This window comes from Limosilactobacillus oris, from assembly GCF_025311495.1.
Taxonomy (GTDB): domain Bacteria; phylum Bacillota; class Bacilli; order Lactobacillales; family Lactobacillaceae; genus Limosilactobacillus; species Limosilactobacillus oris_A.
Genome location: NZ_CP104398.1, coordinates 1,486,167 through 1,509,944 on the forward strand (window position 1 = coordinate 1,486,167; position 23,778 = coordinate 1,509,944).

General features: G+C 51.0%; 13 protein-coding genes, 1 tRNA gene, 3 rRNA genes and 2 pseudogenes. 18 read left to right on the top strand and 1 reads right to left on the bottom strand.

Annotated features, from left to right (window positions below):
- Nucleotides 1–222 precede the first annotated feature (222 nt).
- The 17 genes and pseudogenes from purC (at nucleotide 223) to N4599_RS07520 (ending at nucleotide 21,073) form a co-directional block, all read left to right on the top strand.
- Nucleotides 223–942: a phosphoribosylaminoimidazolesuccinocarboxamide synthase gene (gene purC, locus N4599_RS07440; protein ID WP_062812671.1), complete on the top strand. Its 720-nt coding sequence runs from the start codon at nucleotides 223–225 to the stop codon at nucleotides 940–942.
- Nucleotides 942–1,193: a phosphoribosylformylglycinamidine synthase subunit PurS gene (purS, locus tag N4599_RS07445; RefSeq protein WP_003712904.1), complete on the top strand. Its 252-nt coding sequence runs from the start codon at nucleotides 942–944 to the stop codon at nucleotides 1,191–1,193. The genes purC and purS overlap by 1 nt, the downstream gene beginning before the upstream one ends.
- Nucleotides 1,190–1,870: a phosphoribosylformylglycinamidine synthase subunit PurQ gene (purQ, locus tag N4599_RS07450; RefSeq protein WP_003712907.1), complete on the top strand. Its 681-nt coding sequence runs from the start codon at nucleotides 1,190–1,192 to the stop codon at nucleotides 1,868–1,870. Before purS ends, purQ begins: the two co-directional genes overlap by 4 nt.
- Before the next feature lie 3 nt (nucleotides 1,871–1,873).
- Nucleotides 1,874–4,102, top strand: coding sequence for a phosphoribosylformylglycinamidine synthase subunit PurL (purL, locus tag N4599_RS07455; protein WP_191363904.1), 2,229 nt, complete (start codon nucleotides 1,874–1,876; stop codon nucleotides 4,100–4,102).
- Nucleotides 4,078–5,544, top strand: coding sequence for an amidophosphoribosyltransferase (purF, locus tag N4599_RS07460; protein ID WP_191363905.1), 1,467 nt, complete (start codon nucleotides 4,078–4,080; stop codon nucleotides 5,542–5,544). The genes purL and purF overlap by 25 nt, the downstream gene beginning before the upstream one ends.
- Nucleotides 5,541–6,578, top strand: a complete 1,038-nt coding sequence (purM, locus tag N4599_RS07465) for a phosphoribosylformylglycinamidine cyclo-ligase (protein ID WP_062812674.1) — start codon at nucleotides 5,541–5,543, stop codon at nucleotides 6,576–6,578. The genes purF and purM overlap by 4 nt, the downstream gene beginning before the upstream one ends.
- Before the next feature lie 10 nt (nucleotides 6,579–6,588).
- On the top strand, nucleotides 6,589–7,170 hold the full coding sequence (purN, locus tag N4599_RS07470) for a phosphoribosylglycinamide formyltransferase (protein WP_004564536.1): 582 nt from the start codon (nucleotides 6,589–6,591) through the stop codon (nucleotides 7,168–7,170).
- A 2-nt stretch (nucleotides 7,171–7,172) separates the two neighbouring features.
- Nucleotides 7,173–8,711 (top strand): bifunctional phosphoribosylaminoimidazolecarboxamide formyltransferase/IMP cyclohydrolase, encoded by a 1,539-nt coding sequence (gene purH / locus N4599_RS07475; protein WP_194176011.1) that lies wholly within the window; start codon nucleotides 7,173–7,175, stop codon nucleotides 8,709–8,711.
- Nucleotides 8,712–8,732: 21 nt separating this feature from the next.
- Complete coding sequence (gene purD / locus N4599_RS07480) at nucleotides 8,733–9,989, top strand: phosphoribosylamine--glycine ligase (RefSeq protein WP_062812676.1); 1,257 nt, start codon at nucleotides 8,733–8,735, stop codon at nucleotides 9,987–9,989.
- An 838-nt stretch (nucleotides 9,990–10,827) separates the two neighbouring features.
- Nucleotides 10,828–11,514, top strand: a complete 687-nt coding sequence (locus N4599_RS07485; RefSeq protein ID WP_003712894.1) for a 2,3-diphosphoglycerate-dependent phosphoglycerate mutase — start codon at nucleotides 10,828–10,830, stop codon at nucleotides 11,512–11,514.
- Between the two features lie 248 nt (nucleotides 11,515–11,762).
- On the top strand, nucleotides 11,763–12,797 hold the full coding sequence (locus N4599_RS07490) for a hypothetical protein (protein ID WP_191363909.1): 1,035 nt from the start codon (nucleotides 11,763–11,765) through the stop codon (nucleotides 12,795–12,797).
- 181 nt (nucleotides 12,798–12,978) lie between these two features.
- Nucleotides 12,979–13,947: pseudogene (locus tag N4599_RS07495) on the top strand (IS30 family transposase).
- Nucleotides 13,948–14,330: 383 nt separating this feature from the next.
- Nucleotides 14,331–15,581 (top strand): tyrosine--tRNA ligase, encoded by a 1,251-nt coding sequence (gene tyrS / locus N4599_RS07500; protein ID WP_260898795.1) that lies wholly within the window; start codon nucleotides 14,331–14,333, stop codon nucleotides 15,579–15,581.
- A 511-nt stretch (nucleotides 15,582–16,092) separates the two neighbouring features.
- Nucleotides 16,093–17,667, top strand: a 16S ribosomal RNA gene (locus N4599_RS07505).
- Between the two features lie 205 nt (nucleotides 17,668–17,872).
- Nucleotides 17,873–20,796 (top strand): 23S ribosomal RNA (locus N4599_RS07510).
- 82 nt (nucleotides 20,797–20,878) lie between these two features.
- Nucleotides 20,879–20,995 (top strand): 5S ribosomal RNA (gene rrf, locus N4599_RS07515).
- Together the 16S, 23S and 5S rRNA genes with 1 tRNA gene alongside form the textbook arrangement of a ribosomal RNA operon.
- 5 nt (nucleotides 20,996–21,000) lie before the next feature.
- Nucleotides 21,001–21,073, top strand: a tRNA-Thr gene (locus tag N4599_RS07520).
- Nucleotides 21,074–21,370: 297 nt separating this feature from the next.
- Here N4599_RS07520 and N4599_RS07525 read toward each other — a convergent pair.
- Nucleotides 21,371–22,243, bottom strand: coding sequence for an Lreu_0056 family protein (locus N4599_RS07525; RefSeq protein ID WP_098047204.1), 873 nt, complete (start codon nucleotides 22,241–22,243; stop codon nucleotides 21,371–21,373).
- Nucleotides 22,244–22,633: 390 nt separating this feature from the next.
- Between N4599_RS07525 and N4599_RS07530 the strand changes: the two are divergent.
- Nucleotides 22,634–23,227: pseudogene (locus N4599_RS07530) on the top strand (hydantoinase/carbamoylase family amidase); the annotation flags it as partial.
- Nucleotides 23,228–23,778 lie beyond the last annotated feature (551 nt).

Here is a 23,778-nt window from a genome sequence, read left to right on the forward strand (position 1 = left end):
ACCAGTTATCTGGTCGGCACCGTTTTATTTACGGACAAAGTTAGGTGACTATCCCTTTCTATTAGCAATAATAGCGAACAATATCACGGAATGAATGGCTAAAGTTAACGAAAACCGTTGACAGACAGCACCGCCGATAGTATATTGTTAGTATAAAAGGGCGAATGAATTCCGCCTATTGCTTAACATAGTTCGTGATTTGGTAAAGGAGACGCGACTGAGATGGAAAAACTATTGTACACCGGTAAGGCAAAACAGATGTGGCAAACCGACGACCCCGAGGTTTTACGGGTCGTTTACATGGACCAGGCCACGGCACTGAACGGCAAGGAAAAGGACCATTTTGCTGGTAAGGGGAAGGCCGCCAACGCAATTTCCACCCTGGTTTTCCAATACTTAGTCCGTCATGGTATCCAGACCCACTTCATCAAGAAGCTGTCTGATAAGGAAGAGTTGGTTAAAAAGTGTCAGATGGTGCCGCTGGAATTTGTGACCCGGAATGTGATCGCGGGCCACTTTGCCAGCCGTTACGGCTTGCATGAAGGGGACTCTTTAACCGAACCAGTGGAAGAAACTTTCTACAAGAGCGACCAGCTTGACGACCCATTCATCAACGAGTCCGCGACGATTGCGCTCGGGATTGCGACCCACCAAGAACTCGAACAGATGTGGGGTGTCTGCCGGGAAGTCAACACCCTGCTGACCCACCTTTTTGCCCAGGCGGGAATGCGGTTGGTGGACTTCAAACTGGAATTTGGCCACCTCAGTGATGGCAAGATTATTCTGGCTGACGAGTTTTCGCCGGACAACTGCCGGCTTTGGGACCTCAAGACGAACGACCACCTGGACAAGGACGTTTACCGGCGGGGCCTCGCCGACTTGACGACCACCTACGATGAAGTGCTGGCCCGGTTACAACAAGCAATTGCGGAGGAAAACTAATGACTAAAGTTCGGATTTTCGTTACCTACAAGCCGTCCGTATTTGACCCCCAGGGGGACACGATCAAGAAGACCATTCACAACCTCGGACACGATGAAGTCCAGGATGTTCAAGTCGGCAAGTTCTTCGACGTCATGGTTGACGGGGGCAGCGACCAAGTTGCCGCTACCGTCAAGCAAATCGCCGATCAGCTCCTGGTCAACTTCAACATGGAAACCTACACCTACCAAGTAATGGAGGATCATCAATGAAAATTGCGGTAATCGTTTTTCCAGGTTCCAATTGTGATATTGATATTTACGAGGCCCTGCACACGGTCTGTGGCGCGGACGTCGACTACGTTTCCCACAAGCAGGAGAGCCTGGCAGGCTACGACGCGGTGATGCTTCCCGGGGGCTTTTCCTACGGCGACTACCTGCGGGCCGGAGCAATCGCCCGCTTTTCACCCGTGATGGGGGCCGTGGTTGAAATGGCCCGGGCTGGAAAACCAGTTTTTGGGACCTGCAATGGCTTTCAGATTTTAACTGAGGCGGGACTGTTGCCTGGCGGCTTGAAGCGCAATGATAGCCAACAGTTTGTCTGCAAGACGGTACCGCTGGAGGTGGTTTCCAACCGGACCCTCTTTACCAGCCAGTACCAAGAGCACGAACGGATTGCCCTACCAATTGCTCACGCAGACGGTAGCTACTATGCCGACCAGGAGACCCTTGACCAGCTCGAGGCGCACCACCAGGTCGTCTTCCGTTATGCCGAAGAAAACCCGAATGGCAGTCTGCGGAACATCGCTGGAATTTGCAACGAGCGGGGCAACGTGCTCGGCATGATGCCGCACCCGGAGCGGGCCGTTGAAGCGCTCCTCGGCAATACCGATGGGCTGCGGTTGTTCAAGTCCCTGTTAGCAAACGGCAGTGTGAAAGTGGAGGAATAGACGATGAAGCAAGCAATGTCACCGGAAGAAATCAAAGCCCAAAAGCCTTACCTGGACTGGAGCCTGAGCGAAGCGGAATACAACTACATCAGTGAACAGCTCCTGGGGCGGTTGCCAAACTACACGGAGACCGGCCTCTTCTCCGCAATGTGGAGTGAACACTGTTCTTACAAGAAGTCCAAGCCGGTCCTCCGGCTCTTCCCCAACAAAAACGCCCGGGTGCTCCAGGGACCAGGTGAAGGCGCCGGGGTCGTGGACATTGATGATGGTCAGGCGGTTGTCTTCAAGGCCGAAAGCCACAACCACCCGACGACCGTGGAACCTTACCAGGGGGCCGCAACCGGAATCGGCGGTATCCTGCGGGACATCTTTAGTATGGGTGCCCGCCCGGTAGCATCGCTTGACTCCCTTCACTTTGGCGAACTGACGGACGCGCAGACGAAGATGCGGGTTACCGGGACCGTCCGCGGCATCGGTGACTACGGCAACTGTATGGGGATTCCCACGGTCGCTGGGGAAACGACCTTTGATTCTTGCTACCAGGGCAACGTCCTCTGTAACGCCATGAGTGTCGGCCTGATGGACCAGAAAGACCTGCAAAAGGGGAAGGCGGCCGGAATCGGCAACGCGGTCATGTACGTCGGTGCTAAGACTGGCCGGGATGGAATCCATGGCGCGACCTTTGCCTCCGCGGACTTTAGCGACGAAAACGCGACCCAGCGTTCCGCTGTCCAGGTCGGGGACCCCTTCATGGAAAAACTCCTGTTGGAGGCCTGCCTAGAAGTAATCACGAAGCACCCCGACTGGCTGGTCGGCATTCAAGACATGGGGGCCGCTGGAATCGTTTCCTCCAGTGCCGAAATGGCTTCCGAGGGGAACAGTGGGATGGAACTAGACCTGGACCTGGTTCCCCAGCGTGAAAGCGGGATGTCGGCCTATGAAATCATGCTCAGCGAGTCCCAGGAACGGATGCTGCTCTGTGTTAACAAGGGCCACGAGGAAGACGTCAAGAAGGTCTTTGACTTTTACGACCTTGAGGCGGTCACCATTGGCCGGATCACGGCTGGTCACCAGTACGTCCTCCACCATGACGGCGAGGTAGTCTGTGACATTCCGGTCAGCAGCCTGACCGACGACGTGTTGGAAGAACACAGTGAGGAAAAGAAGCCCGCCCGGATCATTGCGGCTGAACAGGAACCAGCTTGGCAGCCCCAGATTACGGACGTGGAAGCAACCCTCCACTCCCTGCTCCAGCAAAGTACGGTTGCCGACAAGAGCAGCCTTTACCAGCAGTACGACTCCCAGGTGCGGACGAACACCGTTGTCGGTCCCGGCAGTGATGCTGGGGTAATCCGAGTGCGGGGGACGCATAAGGGCCTGGCAATGACCACCGACGGCAACGGCCGTTTCGTCTACCTGAGTCCGAAGGTTGGCGGGCAGATTGCCCTAGTTGAAGCGGTCTGCAATATCATCGCCAGCGGGGCCGAACCATTGGCGATTACTGACTGCCTTAACTACGGTGACCCGAACGACCCGGAAATCTTCTGGGAGCTGCACCAGTCCGTCCAGGGGATGGCAAATGCCTGCCGGGTCTTTGATACCCCGGTCATCTCCGGGAACGTTTCCTTGTACAACGAAAATAACGGTCAGGCTATCCACCCGACCCCGATGGTAGGGATGGTCGGCCTGGTCAAGAACCTCGACCACGTTATCCCGTCCTTTGCCCAGCATCCTGGGGACCGTGTTTACCTGGTGGGGCAGACCGGCGACGACTACGCGGGCTCCGAACTGCAAAAAATGCTCCAGGGGGATATCAGCGGGACGTTAGCTGATTTCGACCTGGAAACCGTCCGTGACTACCTGCACCGCCTGCTCAAGCTAATGCAGGCTGGTAAGGTTGCCAGCGCCCATGACCTCAGCGAGGGCGGCCTCGGGGTGGCCCTGAGCGAAACCCTCTTTAAGACGGACCTGGGGATGGACCTCGACCTGCGTCATCTGACCGCGGACCAGTTCTTTAGCGAAACTCCGGGCCGGCTAATTGTGACTGTACCAGCGGAAGCCGCCGCGGACTTTGAAAGTGCTATGGGCGGGGATGCCGCAATGGTGGGGACCGTTACTAATAGCCACTGGCTGCAAGCCCGGCTAGCAGACGCGGAGGTCAACCAGAGCGTGGCTGAACTGCAAAAACTATGGGAGGAGGCACTGCCTTGCCAGCTGAAATCAAAGGATTAAATGAAGAGTGTGGCGTCTTCGGCGTCTTCGGGGCGCCCGACGCTAGCCAACTGACCTATTACGGCCTCCATACCCTGCAACACCGGGGACAGGAGGGGGCCGGAATTGTTTCTAGCGATGGCAAGCAGCTGTACCAGCACCGTGACCGGGGCCTGCTGGCGAAGGTCTTCGCGGATCCAGCCGAGTTGAAACGCCTGGTGGGCGACGCCGCAATCGGCCACGTTCGCTACGGGACCAGCGGTCATAACTCGATTGCCAACGTCCAGCCTTTCCTCTTTCGTTTCCATGATGGTGACGTCGCCCTGGCCCACAACGGCAACTTGACCAACGCGGTCACCCTGCGGCGCCAATTGGAAGATGAGGGGGCGGTCTTTCAGTCCGACTCCGATACGGAAATCTTGATCCATCTGATTCGCCAACACATCAAGGAGGGCTTTATCCCGGCCTTAAAGAAGAGCCTCAACCAGGTCCACGGCGGCTTTGCCTACTTGCTCTTGCAGCGGGATCGCCTGATTGCGGCCCTCGACCCGAACGGTATTCGGCCTCTCTGCATTGGTCAACTGGCTAACGGTGCCTACGTGGTGGCCAGTGAGACCTGCGCCCTGGACATTATCAACGCCAAATTCGTCCGCGACGTCCAGCCGGGTGAGCTGATTATCATTGATCGCGACGGCCTCCACATCGACCACTACACGACGGATACCAAGCTGGCAATCTGCTCGATGGAGTACATCTACTTTGCCCGGCCGGATTCCATCATCCACGGGGTGACGGTTCACAACGCCCGCAAGGAGATGGGACGGCGTTTGGCCCAAGAGCACCCGGTCGACGCGGACATCGTCATTGGGGTACCGAATTCCTCCCTTTCGGCGGCCTCAGGTTATGCCGAAGCCAGCGGTCTTCCCTATGAGATGGGTCTGATCAAGAGCCAGTACGTTGCCCGGACCTTTATCCAGCCGACCCAGGCGTTACGAGAACGGGGCGTTCACCTGAAACTGTCTGCCGTTCGCGGGGTGGTCAACGGCAAGCGGGTCATCGTGGTCGACGACTCGATTGTCCGGGGGACGACCTCCAAGCAGATTATCAAAATGTTACGGGACGCCGGGGCGAAGGAAGTACATATGCTGATTGCGTCACCGCCGTTCAAATTTCCCTGCTTCTACGGGATTGATATTTCCACCCGGTCAGAATTGTTTGCGGCCCACTACTCAGTCGAAGAGATGCGGCGGCAGATGGGGGCGGATTCGCTCAGCTTCTTGAGCGTTGAGAGCTTAATCAAGGCTATCAACGTTCCTGACGCCGGGGATGCACCGTATGGCGGCCTGACGGTGGCCTACTTTAATGGCGACTACCCAACGCCGCTGTATGATTACGAGGCGGGTTACCTTAAATCGCTGAATGCACAGGAGCAGCGTGGACGAAAGGAGCGTGCGCGGCAATGAACCGTTATCAAGAAGCTGGCGTCGACGTCAATGCCGGTTACGAATTAGTAGACCGGATCAAGAATGCCGTGAAGTCTACGAACCGACCCGGTGTCGTTGGTGGCATCGGCAGCTTTGGCGGCTTGTTCGACCTGGGCGAGTTACACGTGAAACACCCAATCCTAGTTTCGGGAACGGATGGTGTTGGTACTAAATTAATGATTGCCCAACGCCTTAACAAGCACGACACGATTGGCATCGACGTGGTTGCCATGTGCGTCAATGACGTGCTGGCTCAGGGCGCCGAACCGCTCTACTTTCTTGACTACATTGCCACTGGCCACAACGACCCGGCCAAGATGGCGGCAATTGTCACTGGGGTTGCCCAGGGTTGTCGGGACGCCGGCGCTGCTTTGATTGGTGGCGAAACGGCGGAAATGCCGGATATGTATGCCCGGGATGAATATGACCTGGCGGGAACCGTGACGGGTGTGGCCGAAAAAGGTGAAATGCTGACGGCAGACCGCCCGGCAGCCGGGGATATCCTGCTTGGTCTTCCGTCCAGCGGTCTCCACTCCAACGGCTTTTCCCTTGTCCGGCAAATTCTCTTCAAGGACCACCAGCTGGCCTTGGACGCGCGCCCGGCTGAATTAGCGGGGCAGACAATCGGTGAAGCCCTCCTGACGCCGACGAAAATCTATGTTCGGCCGGTCCTGCCGCTGGTCCGCCAGGGGCTGGTTGACGGGATCGCCCACATCACCGGCGGGGGCCTCATTGAGAACCTGCCGCGGATGTTCGGCGACCACTTGCAGGCCGTTGTTAACGCGGGCAGCTGGCCGGTGCCACCGATTTTCACCTACCTGCAAAAACTCGGGGGTCTCCCGCTAGTGGATTGCTGGCAGACCTTTAACATGGGGCTTGGCCTGGTCCTAGCTGTCCAGCCGGAAAAGCTGGCGGTGGTGCAGGCGGCCCTGACCGATGCGGGACAGGAAAGCTACCAGGTTGGCCGCCTGCAAGAGCGGCCGGCTGGGGTAGCAAAGATTGAAATTAAGTGAGGCGTGCAGCATGAGAGTAGCGATTTTTGCTTCCGGCAACGGAACGAATTTTGAAGAACTAGCCCAGCACTTTCAGGCCGGGAGCCTGCCGGGGAAACTAGCCCTGCTGTTTTGCAACCACCCGGACGCCCCGGTGATGGGACGGGCAGCGCGGCTCGGTGTCCCCGCCGAGAGCTTTACGGTCAAGGAAAGCGGCGGCAAGCTGGCCTATGAGCAGCGGGTGCTGGCCGTTCTGAAGCAGTACCGGATCGACTTCATCGTCCTGGCCGGCTACCTGCGGGTGGTTGGCCCGACGATCCTCGATGAATATGACCACCGGATTGTCAACCTGCACCCGGCCTGGCTGCCGGAATATCCGGGTCTCCATTCCATCGAACGGGCCTTTAACGATGGCCGAACCCAGACCGGGGTAACGGTCCACTACATCGACGCTGACCTGGACGCCGGCCCGGTGATTGCCCAGTGCCACGTGCCGATTTTGCCAGACGACACGGTGGCGAGCTTGGAAGAACGGGTTCACGCGACAGAACACCAGTTATACCCATTAGCACTACGAGAAGCACTGTTGGCAGCAGGAGAAAAGGAGTATTAAGAATGAAACGAGCATTGGTAAGCGTATCTGATAAGACAAACCTGGTTCCCTTTGTTCAAGGGCTGGTCGACAACGGCTACGAAATTGTTTCTACCGGGGGTACCAAGCGGGTCTTGGACGAAGCGGGTATTTCGACCATTAGTATCGAGGACGTTACCCACTTCCCTGAAATCCTGGATGGGCGGGTCAAGACCCTCAATCCCTATGTTCACGGTGGCCTGTTAGCCCGGCGGGAACTGCCAGAACACATGGCAACCTTGGAAAAGCTCAATATCACGCCAATCGACCTGGTTTGTGTCAACCTGTACCCATTTAAGGAAACGATTGAACAGCCGGATGTCAAACTCGCCGACGCAATTGAAAACATCGACATTGGCGGCCCAAGCATGGTTCGGTCCGCGGCGAAAAACTACCGGGACGTGACTATCGTGGTTGACCGGGCCGACTACGACCAGGTACTGGCGGAAATCAAGGCGGACGGTGATACCAGCCTCGCTACTCGAACGAAACTCGCCGCCAAAGCCTTCCGCCACACCGCCGCTTATGATGCCCTGATTTCTCAATACCTGACCAAGCAGGACGGGTTGGAAGACCCAGAGAAGCTGACGTTGACCTGGAACCTCAAGGAAACGATGCGCTACGGGGAAAACAGCCACCAGAAAGCCTGGCTCTACGAGGACGCCCTGCCAAAGAGCTTCTCAGTTCTTTCGGCTAACCAGCTCCACGGGAAGAAGCTGTCCTACAACAACATTAAGGACGCTGACGAGGCCCTGCGGTGTATCCGCGAATTTGCCGAACCAACCGTCGTAGCGATGAAGCACATGAACCCGTGTGGGATTGGTCGGGGTGAAACCCTGGAACAGGCTTGGGACCGGGCCTATGAAGCGGACCCGGTATCAATCTTCGGTGGGGTAATTGCCCTGAACCGTCAAGTGGACCTGGCCACGGCCGAGAAGATGCACAAACTCTTCCTGGAAATTATCATTGCGCCGGGCTTTGACGACGATGCTTATGCCGTGCTGGCAAAGAAAAAGAACCTGCGCCTGCTGACCGTCGACTTTAGCAAGAAGGACGAGGACATCCGCCACGAAGTTGTTTCCGTCATGGGCGGGATGCTGATGCAGGAACAGGACGTCCTAGACGAAGACTACCACGACTGGAAGTGCGTCACGGAGGCCCAACCGACGGAGGCCCAGCTCCGGTCACTGGCCTTTGCCTGGAAGGCCGTTAAGCACGCCAAGTCGAACGCCATCGTGGTAGCGAATGATGAACGGACGCTGGGTGTTGGCGAAGGTCAGCCTAACCGGATTGACTCACTCAAGATTGCCGTTCAACACGCCAGTGACGCGATTGACGACCGGGCAGTGATGGCGAGTGACGCCTTCTTCCCGTTTGGCGACTGTGTTGAGTACGCCGGCCAGCACGGAATCAAGGCCGTAGTTCAACCGGGCGGCTCGATTCGCGACCAGGAGTCGATTGAGATGGCAAACAAGTACGGGATTGCAATGGTCACGACGGGGGTTCGCCACTTCCGCCACTAAAAAGATTGTGAGGAGAAGCAGATGGCAGGACAAGTAAACGTGTTAGTAGTTGGCGAAGGTGGTCGGGAGTTTGCGATTGCTAAGAAGCTCCAGGAGAGTCCCCATGTCAAGCAGGTGTACTGCGCGCCCGGCAACGTGGGGATGCCGACCGTCGGCGTCCAACCGGTGGCGATTGCAGAAACCGACTTTGCGGGGCTAATCAAGTTTGCCAAAGAGCACGCGGTGGCCTGGACCTTCGTTGGCCCTGAAGACTGCCTGGTCGACGGGATCGTGGATGACTTCGCGGCGGCCGGCTTAAAGGCATTTGGCCCCAACGCCCGGGCCGCCCAGCTCGAGGGCTCCAAGGATTACGCCCTCAACTTCATGAACAACTACGGGGTACCGACTGCCCGCCATGCCTCCTACCGGGACCAGACCGCGGCCCTCGCGGAAATCGACCAGTTTGGCTTTCCACTGGTAATCAAGGAAAACGGTCTAGCGGGTGGCAAAGGGGTTGTGATCGCCCAGGACCACGCCACGGCTGTTCAGACGGTCAAGGAGATGTTTGCCAGCGGCCAAGCCCGGCTGGTGCTGGAAGAATGCCTGGTTGGTCCGGAATACTCGATGTTTGTCCTGCTGAGCAATGGTCACTACCGGATCCTGCCGATGGCCCAGGACCACAAGCGGGCCTATGATGGTGATAAGGGACCGAATACCGGCGGCATGGGCGCGTACAGTCCGCTGCCCCAGCTGAGTGCTGCGGACCGCCAGGCGATGGTTGACCAGGTAGTCGTGCCCACGGTTAATGGTCTGGTGGCTGGTGGCTACCACTACCACGGCATTCTCTACATCGGCCTGATTATGACGGCTACCGGTCCGAAGGTGATCGAATATAACGTCCGCCTGGGCGATCCCGAGACCCAGGTGATCCTGCCCCGGCTGCAGACCGACCTCTTTGAGCTGGTTGACCGGGCGTTAAACGATCAACCATTGCCAGAAGTGGTCGAGGACCCGCGGGCCAGCTTCGGGGTGGTTCTGGCGTCGCAGGGCTACCCGCAAAAGCCGGTCCACGGCCAAGCCCTTGGCAAGTTCCCGACCGCGGCTGGGGTTGAGATCGACTATGCCAACGTGGCGGGCAGCCTTGCCGATTTGCGGGGAGCTGGTGGCCGCCTGCTGATGGTGCTGGCCCAAGCTGATTCCCTCGCGGTTGCCCATGACCGCGTCTACGACTACCTAGCGGCACTGGATGAGCCGGAGTGCTTCTACCGGACCGACATTGGTGCGAAGGCGGGATTATAGCTGATAACTTGCAAAAGCGTCCGAACGCTGCATGAGAGCAGCGGTTGGCCGCTTTTTGAGTTCCATAAATAAAAAAACTCCAGAGTTTGGTTAAGGCCAGCCTCTGGAGGCTTGTTTGTATGAACAGCGGGATGATGACAGTAAACACCTCATCCCTAACTTAAACTTTTGCAACTATTGAGAAATCGCTGTTGAAGAAACCATTGGACGCACTAGTCAGGCCAGTGGGCAAACTATGCGGTAAGGTGAGAAGTTAACTCCAGAATAAGAAAATCCCTTACCGCGTTAGCTAGCTGGGGAATGTGAACCCGAAAATTAGGGCGGGCTCGTTCAACTAGCTATGTGAAATGATAGATGTGTGTTGTGACAGTATGCATCTTAAATAAGGCTCGCAAATTTAGAAGTACTTTTAGCTGTTAGAGAGCCTTACTAGTTTTCCAATGGGCAACTAGACAACGGCTAATATTTAGCCCATCCGGTCTCAGCATTAAAACTCAAATCGGATTAATTACGGTGAAGCTGGTAAGCGTATGTCAGTCTTACCACAACTATTAAGCGTTACCTGCCATGAATAGCTAAACCGCACCTGCTTATTCCTGCTAGCAAGCTGATTTAGCTGCTCATAACCAAGGAGACTAGATTCGCCTGTAACCATCAGGCGGCGATGCTTTTCTCATGCTCCTGCTATGAGGTCATTTTAGGCAATCGGACAGGAGCACGAGGGTGACCAGCTGGGCTAATTTAGGGGTTCGCTATTGGATTTTATTGGCGAATGGATTAAAATAATATAGTAATGCTAACCATAGCGACTATTTAAGAAGAAAGAGGTCAATTGAACATGGCTAAATTAGTACTTATCCGTCACGGTCAAAGTGAATGGAACCTGTCAAACCAATTCACTGGTTGGGTTGATGTGGACCTGAGCGAAAAGGGTGTTGAACAAGCAAAGAACGCTGGTAAGGCCCTGAAGGAACACGGCATTGAATTTGACTACGCCTACACTTCTGTTTTGAAGCGGGCCATCAAGACTTTGCATTATGCTCTGGAAGAATGTGATCAACTCTGGATTCCTGAAACCAAGACTTGGCGTTTGAACGAACGTCACTACGGTGCTTTGCAGGGCCACAACAAGAAGAAGGCTGCTGAAAAGTACGGTGACGAACAAGTTCATATTTGGCGTCGTTCATACGATGTTTTGCCACCACTGCTGAGTGCTGATGACGAAGGTTCTGCTGCTAACGACCGTCGTTACGCTAACCTGGACCCACGGACGATTCCTGGCGGTGAAAACTTAAAGGTGACCCTGGAACGGGTTATCCCATTGTGGCAAGACGAAATTGCTCCAAAGCTGCTTGACAACAAGAACGTTATCATCGCAGCCCACGGTAACTCCCTCCGTGCTTTGAGCAAGTACATCGAACAGATTTCTGACGAAGACATCATGAACCTGGAAATGGCTACTGGTCAGCCAGTCGTTTACGACTTCGATGACAAGCTCAACGTCTTGAGCAAGGAAAAGTATTAATAACTGATTAACTGGTCGGCGGGTACAGCGCCGGCTAGTCTGGAAGAGGTCGGGAAGCAACTCGGCCTCTTGCTGTTTTAAAGGACGGGCTGCCACTGCCAAGCATGGCGAACGGGAGCTGGCGCTCTGAGCGAGGATTGCGCCTGCTTTTTTGAAAAAAGTGCGAAGATTAGCGGAATGAATTGAGCTCAAACGTCGATGTGTTATGATTAAATGTAAATTAATTGATAAAGGTGGACGGTTTTTCAATGAAAAAACAACAAGGATTGTCGCTGAGCAGCTTTATTCAGGCGCTCAAGGCATTAGTAAAGCCACATTACTTTTCAGCAATGTGGTCAATCGGTGGGATTACGATTATCTACTTTGCATTACTGTGTGTCGCTTCGTTACTGATGACTAACGTTGCGCAGTCAATGATGATGAGTGTAATGATGATCATGTACGGAATGGCCTCACCAATGGCTCTGTTACTGGGGTTGCTGGAAATTTTAGCCGGCCTGGTAATTATGGCCGCGTTAACCTTTTTCTACGGCTTCTTCACCGTGGCGGTCCAGTATACCTACCAGGATCACCTGCTGAATCCTGACCAACCGGTAAGCGCCGGTTCCATTTGGCTGCACTTTAAGCACCTGCGGAAGAACCAGCTGTGGCGGATTGCTCTCTACACTGGGCTGTTCATCTTCCTCTGGAGCCTGCCGCTGGACATCGTAGCCCGGATTGTCGGTGGGATGACGCACAACGCAATTTGGTTCTACGGAATCCGGATTGTGAACGAAATTATTGTCATCTGGAAGGGGATCGAGTATGCTCAGGCGTACTTCCTGTACCGGGACAAGCAGCCGCAGTTCCTTGGTCAGTCAATGCGGCACGCCCTGACGGCGAGCCGGCGTTTTATGGGTGGCCGCAAGTGGAACTACCTGTTGATTTGCCTGTTTGTGGAAGTCTTGCCAATGGTTGTTTGGACGGTCATCTTTGGTGGCCTGGCCTACTATGGTAACTACACGGCAACCTATGTGCTGTTCTACATTGGCCTGCTGATTACCATCCTGGGCTTGATTTGCTACTTGCCAGTGGTCTTTGCTACGGGCTCCCTTTTCTACGTTCGGAGCAAGGAGACAGCGGATATCGATGCCGACTTCCGGGATACTTTTAAGCCGGTTGCCGTACTGACGGGGGAAGCCTTTGTTCACGAGGTTTATGTACCAAAGAAGGAGCAGGAGCAACCATCGCCAACTGTTAAGCCGGAAGAAAAGAAGAAAGCAGAAGCAAAGAAGGAAGATTAATTCTTTGCGTGCGTGAGAGAGTGGGGCAACAAACTAGCTTGGCTAGTTCGTTGCCCCACCTCCGTCGACGCGTAGCTGCATTTTTATCTTTCGCCGTTTGTAAAATTAAGTTAGAAAAATAAAAAAGCCATTTGTGATAGACTTTTGAATAACCACAAACAAAAGTAAAGGAACATCACAAATGACTTATAAACATCTTACCACACGTGAACTAACCCTCATAGCTAATTTTTGGCACCAAGGTACGAAGGCTTATCAAGCTGCTAAACTGCTTAAACGAAGCCAAGAAACTATTTACCGAGTCTATCGATTTCTTGATAGCGGTAAGACCATTGCACAGTATCTTAAGGCTTACCAGCGGAATAAGCAGCGTTGTGGTCGTAAGCAGGCTTAGCTAGCCAAGGATGAGATCAGCTACATCAATGAGCAGGTTAAAGCGGGCTGGACACCTGATACGATCATTGGTCGAGCAGAACGGACAATTAGCTGTAGTATGCGGACACTTTATCGGATGTTTGCTCGTGGACAGTACAATTTTGCCGTCCAGCAATTACCGATGAAAGGCAAGCGACACCCCAATGGCTATGTCGAACGACGTGGTAAGGCGGGGCATCTCGGTCGGAGTATTTACCAGCGATACCATGATTTTCCTCACTACCAACACGAGTTTGGTCACTTTGAAGCTGATACTGTTCAAGGAAAAGCTCATCGTGGTGCGGTCATGACCTTGGTGGAACGTCAATCTAAGGTGATGATTGTGCTTAACGTTCATCGTAAAACTGATGAAGCAGTTAACTATCACTTGGATAAATGGCTTTCTAAAATGCCTCGTCATTTCGTTAAGTCGATTACCTTTGATAATGGTAAGGAATTCGCGGGCTGGCGTGAGATTGCCAATAAACATGACCTTCATACTTATTTTGCGGAGGTTGGAGCGCCCAATCAACGCGGCCTGAATGAAAACAATAATGGTATCTTACGTCGTGACGGTCTCAGTAAACGATTAGACTTCCGTAATTTACCAGATGAACTAATCACCCAGCTGATGCACAAACGAAATACTATTCCACGGAAGTCACTTCACTACCGCACACCACTTGAAGTATTCCTAAGTCACGTCACAGATGAACAGCTTTCAACATTTTTCTAATTTAAATTGACATTTCGGGTTTAAAATAGCAAAGGAGGCTGAGTTAATTCCCGGCCTCCTTTTTTTAGTGAATGCTTGACAGGGACCCGCGTGAACCGGTACAATAACGGCAACAAAAGGGCAGTGAAGCGGACAGCAGTAGTTGTCAGCTGGACATTCAGAGAGCCGGCGGTAGTTGTGAGCCTGGCCAAGGACTGATGATGAATTACATCCGCGGAGCCCGTCTAAATGAACGGATCGTCCCGTTACCGACGAAGAGCGGTGGGTTACTAGCCTGGTAGCCCGCAATTCAAGGTGGTAACGCGGTGAAATCGTCCCTGACTTCAGTTTTTTGAAGCCGGGGATTTTTTAGTATCCGGGGATTTAATTTAGGAGGGATATCCATGAACATTATTGATGACCTGCAATGGCGGGGTGCGATTAACCAGACGACGGATTTGGACGCGTTAAAGGAACTGACCGAAAACGATAAGATTGCTTTATACTGTGGAACTGACCCCACGGGGGATAGTTTACACATCGGTCACTTGATTCCATTTATGATTTTGAAACGGTTCCAGCTGGCGGGCCACCACCCGGTAATCATTATCGGTGGGGGGACCGGTGCAATCGGGGACCCGTCCGGACGGAAGAGTGAGCGGACTCTGCAAACAATGGACCAGGTCCACCACAATGAAGAGGCCCTGACGGCACAGATGAAGAAGCTCTTTGGGACGGAAAACTTCACGATTGTCAATAACTACGACTGGCTGTCCCAGATTAGCCTGCTGGACTTCCTGCGGGACTACGGGAAGCTCTTTAACATTAACACGATGCTGAATAAGGAGGTCGTTGCCAGCCGGTTGGACGCGGGAATTTCGTTTACCGAATTTACCTACCAGATTTTACAGTCGGTCGATTTCCTTCATTTATACCGGCACAATGACGTGCAACTGCAAATCGGTGGTTCTGACCAGTGGGGCAACATTACGGCTGGGATTGACCTGATTCACAAGGTAGAAGGCCCGGATGCGAAGGTTTACGGGTTGACGATTCCGCTGATGCTCAAGGCAGATGGAACCAAGTTTGGAAAAACTGCTGGCGGTGCAATCTGGCTGGACCCGGAGAAGACGTCGCCGTACGAATTCTACCAATTCTGGATTAACCAGGATGACCGGGATGTAATCAAATACTTGAAGTACTTTACCTTCTTATCTAAAGAGGAAATCGACGACCTGGCCGAAAAAGTCGAAAAGGAACCGTGGAAGCGGGAAGCACAGCGGCGGCTGGCCGAAGAAGTGACTAAGTTCGTTCACGGCGAAAAAGCGGTTGAGGAAGCGCAGCGGATCAGTAAGGCGCTCTTCTCCGGGGATGTCGCCGATCTGTCCGTTGCAGAAATTGAACAGGGCTTTAAGAATATGCCATCGGTTGATGTTGATGATAAGAAGGAAAACATCGTCGTTTGGCTGACGGATAATGGGATGGAACCGTCCCGGCGGCAGGCCCGGCAAGATGTTTCTAACGGTGCTATCCGGATTAACGGGGAAAAGGTTACTGACGTGGAGGCAGAAGTAGACCCGAGCACTCACTTTGATGGCAAGTTTGTCATTGTTCGGCGGGGGAAGAAACACTACTTCTTAGCACGGGTAAAATAATTTTGTCTTATAATAGTTAAGAAAAGGCGGACCAGGGGAGCTCACTGGCCCGCCTTTTTGGGTATAAAGTGGCAGAATCAGGAACAATATCATTCAAAGGTTGACTGGAAATTCAGTTTTGCTCATGCGGAGGATAGCGGGTAGTGAAATGGTGCTTGACGGGGTGGGAGATTCCATGTATCATATTTAACGTTGTCAAAGCGATTAATGATTTGCAAAAGAAAATTGTGAATTATTGTTGACATCGTTTTGGCAGCATGATATATTATTTAAGCTGCTTGTTTGAAAGCTAACAAATAATTACTTGAAATTAGTTGTTGACTTGATAATGGTAGCTGTGATAAAATATAAAAGCTGTCTGATGACAGTTTGGTAGACCTTTGAAAACTGAACAAAGTTTCGACGAATCAAATGTGTAGGGTCTTCGGTCACTTCGGTGATTGAAGCAAAAACATTTGCGAAGTCAATTCGCTTAATTAATTTGAAATAGAGCTATTCAAGTTCTTATATTTTATATGAGAGTTTGATCCTGGCTCAGGATGAACGCCGGCGGTGTGCCTAATACATGCAAGTCGAGCGCACTGGCCCAACAGAAATGACGTGCTTGCACTGATTTGACGTTGGATTCCCAGTGAGCGGCGGACGGGTGAGTAACACGTGGGCAACCTGCCCCAAAGCGGGGGATAACATTTGGAAACAGGTGCTAATACCGCATAACTTGGAAAACCACATGGTTTTCCAATAAAAGATGGTTTCGGCTATCACTTTGGGATGGGCCCGCGGTGCATTAGCTAGTTGGTAAGGTAACGGCTTACCAAGGCGATGATGCATAGCCGAGTTGAGAGACTGATCGGCCACAATGGAACTGAGACACGGTCCATACTCCTACGGGAGGCAGCAGTAGGGAATCTTCCACAATGGGCGCAAGCCTGATGGAGCAACACCGCGTGAGTGAAGAAGGGTTTCGGCTCGTAAAACTCTGTTGTTGGAGAAGAACGTGCGTAAGAGTAACTGTTTACGCAGTGACGGTATCCAACCAGAAAGTCACGGCTAACTACGTGCCAGCAGCCGCGGTAATACGTAGGTGGCAAGCGTTATCCGGATTTATTGGGCGTAAAGCGAGCGCAGGCGGTTGTTTAGGTCTGATGTGAAAGCCTTCGGCTTAACCGAAGAAGTGCATCGGAAACCGGGCGACTTGAGTGCAGAAGAGGACAGTGGAACTCCATGTGTAGCGGTGGAATGCGTAGATATATGGAAGAACACCAGTGGCGAAGGCGGCTGTCTGGTCTGCAACTGACGCTGAGGCTCGAAAGCATGGGTAGCGAACAGGATTAGATACCCTGGTAGTCCATGCCGTAAACGATGAGTGCTAGGTGTTGGAGGGTTTCCGCCCTTCAGTGCCGAAGCTAACGCATTAAGCACTCCGCCTGGGGAGTACGACCGCAAGGTTGAAACTCAAAGGAATTGACGGGGGCCCGCACAAGCGGTGGAGCATGTGGTTTAATTCGAAGCTACGCGAAGAACCTTACCAGGTCTTGACATCTTGCGCCAACCTCAGAGATGAGGCGTTCCCTTCGGGGACGCAAAGACAGGTGGTGCATGGTCGTCGTCAGCTCGTGTCGTGAGATGTTGGGTTAAGTCCCGCAACGAGCGCAACCCTTGTTACTAGTTGCCAGCATTCAGTTGGGCACTCTAGTGAGACTGCCGGTGACAAACCGGAGGAAGGTGGGGACGACGTCAGATCATCATGCCCCTTATGACCTGGGCTACACACGTGCTACAATGGCCGGTACAACGAGCAGCTAACCCGCGAGGGTGTGCAAATCTCTTAAAGCCGGTCTCAGTTCGGACTGCAGTCTGCAACTCGACTGCACGAAGTCGGAATCGCTAGTAATCGCGGATCAGCATGCCGCGGTGAATACGTTCCCGGGCCTTGTACACACCGCCCGTCACACCATGGAAGTTTGTAACGCCCAAAGTCGGTGGCCTAACCATTTGGAGGGAGCCGCCTAAGGCGGGACAGATGACTGGGGTGAAGTCGTAACAAGGTAGCCGTAGGAGAACCTGCGGCTGGATCACCTCCTTTCTAAGGAATAAAACGGAACCTGCACATAGTTGAAACTTTGTTTAGTTTTGAGGGGTTTACCCTCAGAGCTTGTACTTTGAAAACTAAATAATATCTAATTTCTTTTTATTGAAAACAATAAACCGAGAACACCGCGTTATTTGAGTTTAATTAACGAAATAATCGCTAACTCAATTAATCAGGGTGATCACGAAGTGATCATCAAGGTTAAGTTATGAAGGGCGCATGGTGAATGCCTTGGTACTAGGAGCCGATGAAGGACGGGACAAACACCGATATGCTTCGGGGAGTGGTAAGTACACTTTGATCCGGAGATTTCCGAATGGGGAAACCCAACCAGCTTAGTCGTTGGTTACCTGACTAGTGAATCTATAGCTAGCAGGGGGAAGACGCAGTGAACTGAAACATCTCAGTAGCTGCAGGAAGAGAAAGAAACATCGATTCCCTGAGTAGCGGCGAGCGAAAGGGGAAGAGCCCAAACCAGTGAGCTTGCTTGCTGGGGTTGTAGGACTGAACAATGGAGTTACCAAGATGCGACGTAGTCGCAACAGCTGGGAAGCTGTGCCAGAGAGGGTGATAGCCCCGTAGACGAAACGTCACATTCTCCGTTCAGGATCCTGAGTACGGCGGGACACGTGAAACCCCGTCGGAAGCAGCGAGGACCATCTCGCAAGGCTAAATACTACCTAGTGACCGATAGTGAACCAGTACCGTGAGGGAAAGGTGAAAAGCACCCCGGAAGGGGAGTGAAAAAGTTCCTGAAACCATGTGCCTACAAGCAGTCGGAGCCCGTTAAAGGGTGACGGCGTGCCTCTTGCAGAATGAACCGGCGAGTTATGATTGCATGCAAGGTTAAGACGGAAAAGTCGGAGCCGTAGCGAAAGCGAGTCTTAAATGGGCGAATGAAGTATGTAGTTATAGACCCGAAACCAGGTGACCTACCCATGTCCAGGTTGAAGGTGCGGTAAAGCGCACTGGAGGACCGAACCCGTGTCAGTTGAAAATGGCTGGGATGAGGTGTGGGTAGCGGTGAAATTCCAAACGAACTTGGAGATAGCTGGTTCTCTCCGAAATCTCTTTAGGGGGAGCCTTGAGGAAAAGAATCATGGAGGTAGAGCTACTGTTTGGACAAGGGGCCCGTCATGGGTTACCAACTTCAGATAAACTCCGAATGCCATCGATTTATACTCAGGAGTCAGACGATGAGTGATAAGATCCACCGTCGAAAGGGGAACAGCCCAGATCACCAGTTAAGGTCCCTAAATATATGCTAAGTGGAAAAGGATGTGGAGTTGCATAGACAACTAGGATGTTGGCTCAGAAGCAGCCACCATTTAAAGAGTGCGTAATAGCTCACTAGTCGAGTGATCCTGCGCCGAAAATGTACCGGGGCTAAGCATATTACCGAAACTGTGGATGTGCACTACGTGCACGTGATAGGAGAGCGTTCTAAGGGCGGCGAAGTCAGACCGTGAGGACTGGTGGAGCGCTTAGAAGTGAGAATGCCGGTATGAGTAGCGAAAGACAGGTGAGAATCCTGTCCACCGAATGACTAAGGTTTCCTGGGGAAGGCTCGTCCTCCCAGGGTAAGTCGGGACCTAAGCCGAGGCCGAAAGGCGTAAGCGATGGCTAACAGGTTGAGATTCCTGTACCAGTTGAATGCGTTTGAATGATGGAGGAACGCAGGAGGCTAAGCGAACCGCACGATTGGAAGAGTGCGGCCAAGCAGCAAGTCAGTAACTGAGTCAAATGCTTAGTTGCGAGTTGACAAGCTGTGATGGGGAGTGAAATTAAAGTAACGAAGTCGCCGATGTCACACTGCCGAGAAAAGCTTCTAGTGAGTATTCAACTGCCCGTACCGCAAACCGACACAGGTAGTCGAGGAGAGAATCCTAAGGTGAGCGAGAGAACTCTCGTTAAGGAACTCGGCAAAATGACCCCGTAACTTCGGAAGAAGGGGTGCTGGTCGCAAGGCCAGCCGCAGTGAAAAGGCCCAGGCGACTGTTTATCAAAAACACAGGTTTCTGCAAAATCGTAAGATGAAGTATAGGGGCTGACGCCTGCCCGGTGCTGGAAGGTTAAAAGGATGGGTTAGCTTCGGCGAAGCTCAGAATTGAAGCCCCAGTAAACGGCGGCCGTAACTATAACGGTCCTAAGGTAGCGAAATTCCTTGTCGGGTAAGTTCCGACCCGCACGAAAGGCGTAACGATCTGGGCACTGTCTCAACGAGAGACTCGGTGAAATTGAAATCCCTGTGAAGATGCAGGGTACCCGCGACAGGACGGAAAGACCCCATGGAGCTTTACTGTAGCTTGATATTGAGTGTTTGTACTGCTTGTACAGGATAGGTAGGAGCCGTAGAAAGCGGAACGCTAGTTTCGCTGGAGGCGCTGGTGGGATACTACCCTTGCATTATGACCACTCTAACCCGCAGCACTGAACGTGCTGGGAGACAGTGTCAGGTGGGCAGTTTGACTGGGGCGGTCGCCTCCCAAAAGGTAACGGAGGCGCCCAAAGGTTCGCTCAGAATGGTTGGAAATCATTCGGAGAGTGTAAAGGCACAAGCGAGCTTGACTGCGAGACAGACAGGTCGAGCAGGGACGAAAGTCGGGCTTAGTGATCCGGTGGTTCCGCATGGAAGGGCCATCGCTCAACGGATAAAAGCTACCCTGGGGATAACAGGCTTATCTCCCCCAAGAGTCCACATCGACGGGGAGGTTTGGCACCTCGATGTCGGCTCATCGCATCCTGGGGCTGTAGTCGGTCCCAAGGGTTGGGCTGTTCGCCCATTAAAGCGGTACGCGAGCTGGGTTCAGAACGTCGTGAGACAGTTCGGTCCCTATCCGTCGCGGGCGTAGGAAATTTGAGAGGACCTGTCCTTAGTACGAGAGGACCGGGATGGACATACCGCTGGTGTACCAGTTGTTCCGCCAGGAGCATCGCTGGGTAGCTATGTATGGACGAGATAAACGCTGAAAGCATCTAAGTGTGAAACTCGCCTCGAGATGAGATTTCCCATTCCCTTCGGGGAAGTAAGACCCCACAAAGATGATGTGGTAGATAGGATGGAAGTGGAAGTGCAGTGATGCATGGAGCGGACCATTACTAATCGGTCGAGGACTTAACCAAGGCAAAGCGGAAAGGTTTGTTGGAAAGGGATAGATATTGTTTAGTTTTGAGAGCGCAAGCTCTCATCTCGGAAGAGATGAAGTGTGGTGATGATGGCTTGAAGGATACACCTGTTCCCATGCCGAACACAGAAGTTAAGCTTCAACACGCCGAAAGTAGTTGGGGGATCGCTCCCTGCGAGGATAGGACGTTGCCACGCTTGATGCTGACTTAGCTCAGTTGGCAGAGCACGTCATTAGTAATGATGAGGTCGGAGGTTCGAATCCTCTAGTCAGCATAATTAAAACTTACAAGGTTTATTAGTTCTTGATATATCAACGTTTTACGGAGATGTATCAAGGACTATTTTTATTTATTTTAGAATATTATGCACACAGCTGTGCACACAAAAAAAGCGTGTGCATGTGAAAATTGAGTAACATCCTATAAACGTTGATTTAATAGAAATAATTAATTGAAAACTGTGTGCATTTCTTAAAATTGAGCAAGTATAGTTTTTATGGCTTATATGTGGTATAGAGTAAAATAGGTACTACATAAATTCAAAATATGTAGTACCTATTTTAATTCATGATTAATCTACGTCCATATTGTCAGTAATAATATCAACTGTTTGACGTTGATTACCAGCAGTATAGAATTCTTGTTTTAATTCTGAAAGAGTAGTTGTATGTTCAATCATTTTTTGCTTATATGCTGGTGTATCATTACTGTGATCCAATGTCCAATAGGTAACATTATTACCATTAATTTGATACTGAACATCACCATCAGAGCCATAACCAACAGTTTTTCTACCATTATCAGCAGTAGATAACTCCATATTAGCATCATTGTTGTCAGATACATCTAAAGTATCGAAGCCATTTGCTTTAGCGTAAATCAGAACTGCTTCAGTTTTTTCATCAAGGTCAGTTGGAGCTGGTTGTTGGCTACTGCTATTAGAATCTATATTTTTATTTAAATCATATTTAGTAACTATCTCATCAATCGTATCTTTTTGGTTGGCATATTTCTTCACTAATTCTTGCTTAGAATAGGTTTTACTACCATTCTTGTTACCCATGCCAGTGCCATCAGTATTTTCGTCATATTTAACTGTTACATTATCATTATTAACAATAATATCTGTTGAATGCCCCATTGGAAAGACTTCAAAGGTATAAGTATTCGCATTTTTAGAAATTTTCATACCATCAGAATCGCCAGTACTTTTTTCTGCATTTGCTAATTTTGAAGCATCCGTTTGACTAAGCATTAAATAGCCCATTACACCATACTCGTTATTATTGAACTTATCAGTTTGTGGCTTTGAACTACTTGCTGCTACTTTCTTAGCAGTTTTAACATTATCAGATGTATTCTTGGAACTTGATGATTGGTTGCTACATGCAGCTAAAGATATTGCAACTAAAGCTGTACTAGCAATAACGATACTCTTTTTCATGATAAACTCCTCCATTGTGTTTATGACACTGTAGTGATACTTAAATAATCATAATAGTTGTAGTTGAACATAACAAGAAGAAAATAAAAACAGGTACTACGTAATTGCGCAAAGTGTAGTACCTGCTATTTTTAGTTAGGAATTATTTCTTGTTTAGATTTATTAAAAACTAGATAGAATTTATTGGATAAATATGTCGAAGGTATAATAGCCATCGGCATTTTTTATTGTGATAGAAACTATCAGGACTGCACAAAATCATTAATTGATTTAGCATTAACGGCCAATGAACAACCCGTTGGAAGCGCATACAATTAAGACATACTAAAGCGATAACGCATATGCTTTTAAAGAAATCTTCTTTGAAGGCAAGGTTAGGAGGTTAGTATCGTGGAAGTTGAACAAACTGTAAAGGAACGACTGCAAAAGTTGTCTTCGATTGGGAGTGATCCTACTGGAGGTTTAACACGGTTACTTTATTCTGATAGTTGGTTATCGGCACAACATTATGTACAAGACCAGATGAAAAATATCGGAATGAAAGCAGCTTTTGATGAAGTTGGGAATCTTTTTGGCCGGATCGAAGGTAGCGAGTTACCGGAAGAAACAATTATGACGGGGTCTCACATTGACACTGTCGTAAACGGTGGTAAATTGGATGGCCAGTTTGGGGTAGTTGCTTCACTAACGGCGGTCCAAATGCTTCAAGAAAAGTACGGCCAACCAAAACGTTCCCTTGAGGTTATTTCAATGGCTGAGGAAGAAGGAAGTCGTTTCCCAACGGTATTTTGGGGAAGTAAGAACTTTGTAGGAATTGCTAATAACGACGAAGTAAAAGATATCGCTGATGCCAATGGAAAGAAGTTTGTGGATGAAATGCACCGACAGGGATTTGATTTTCAACCACAACAAAAGCGGCGAAATGATATTAAGGCCTTTGTTGAAGAACATATTGAACAAGGAAGTATTCTTGAAACGGAAAAAGAATGCTCATGTACGGTAAAGAAGCAAGCAACCGAAAACAATAGATAGACCGCCAGCACTACACTATTCCGAACCAAAGACCAAAAGATAAGCATTTTGAGAAAATCTAAACTTTTGGATTTTCCTACAATGCCGACTACGGCGGAATCCCTCCCACTCCTTATATATTTCTTTCTGTATACATTGAATTTGTATTTAGTAAAATGCAGACAACACCACGGATCGGCTTTTGGCTGGACAATTCCAACCAAACACCGCAGCAGACAGTAGAAACCATTCTGAACGTTAGGAAGCCGGTATGATTGTTACATATAAGGGGAAGAAAAATTTCTTTTAGATACTTGTTTTCCTAAAACTGATGTGATATAATTCAATTCCAGAAAAGGAGTAAAAAATATGCGGCAAGGTATTCTTAAATAAAACTATAATCAAATAGTGGGAACAAAGGATTATGATAGTCCCTTTTGTAGGGGCTTAGTTTTTTGTACCCAAAAGAATACTTTTGCCTTATCAATTTTGACATATCCCCAAAAACAGCACTCACAAACAGG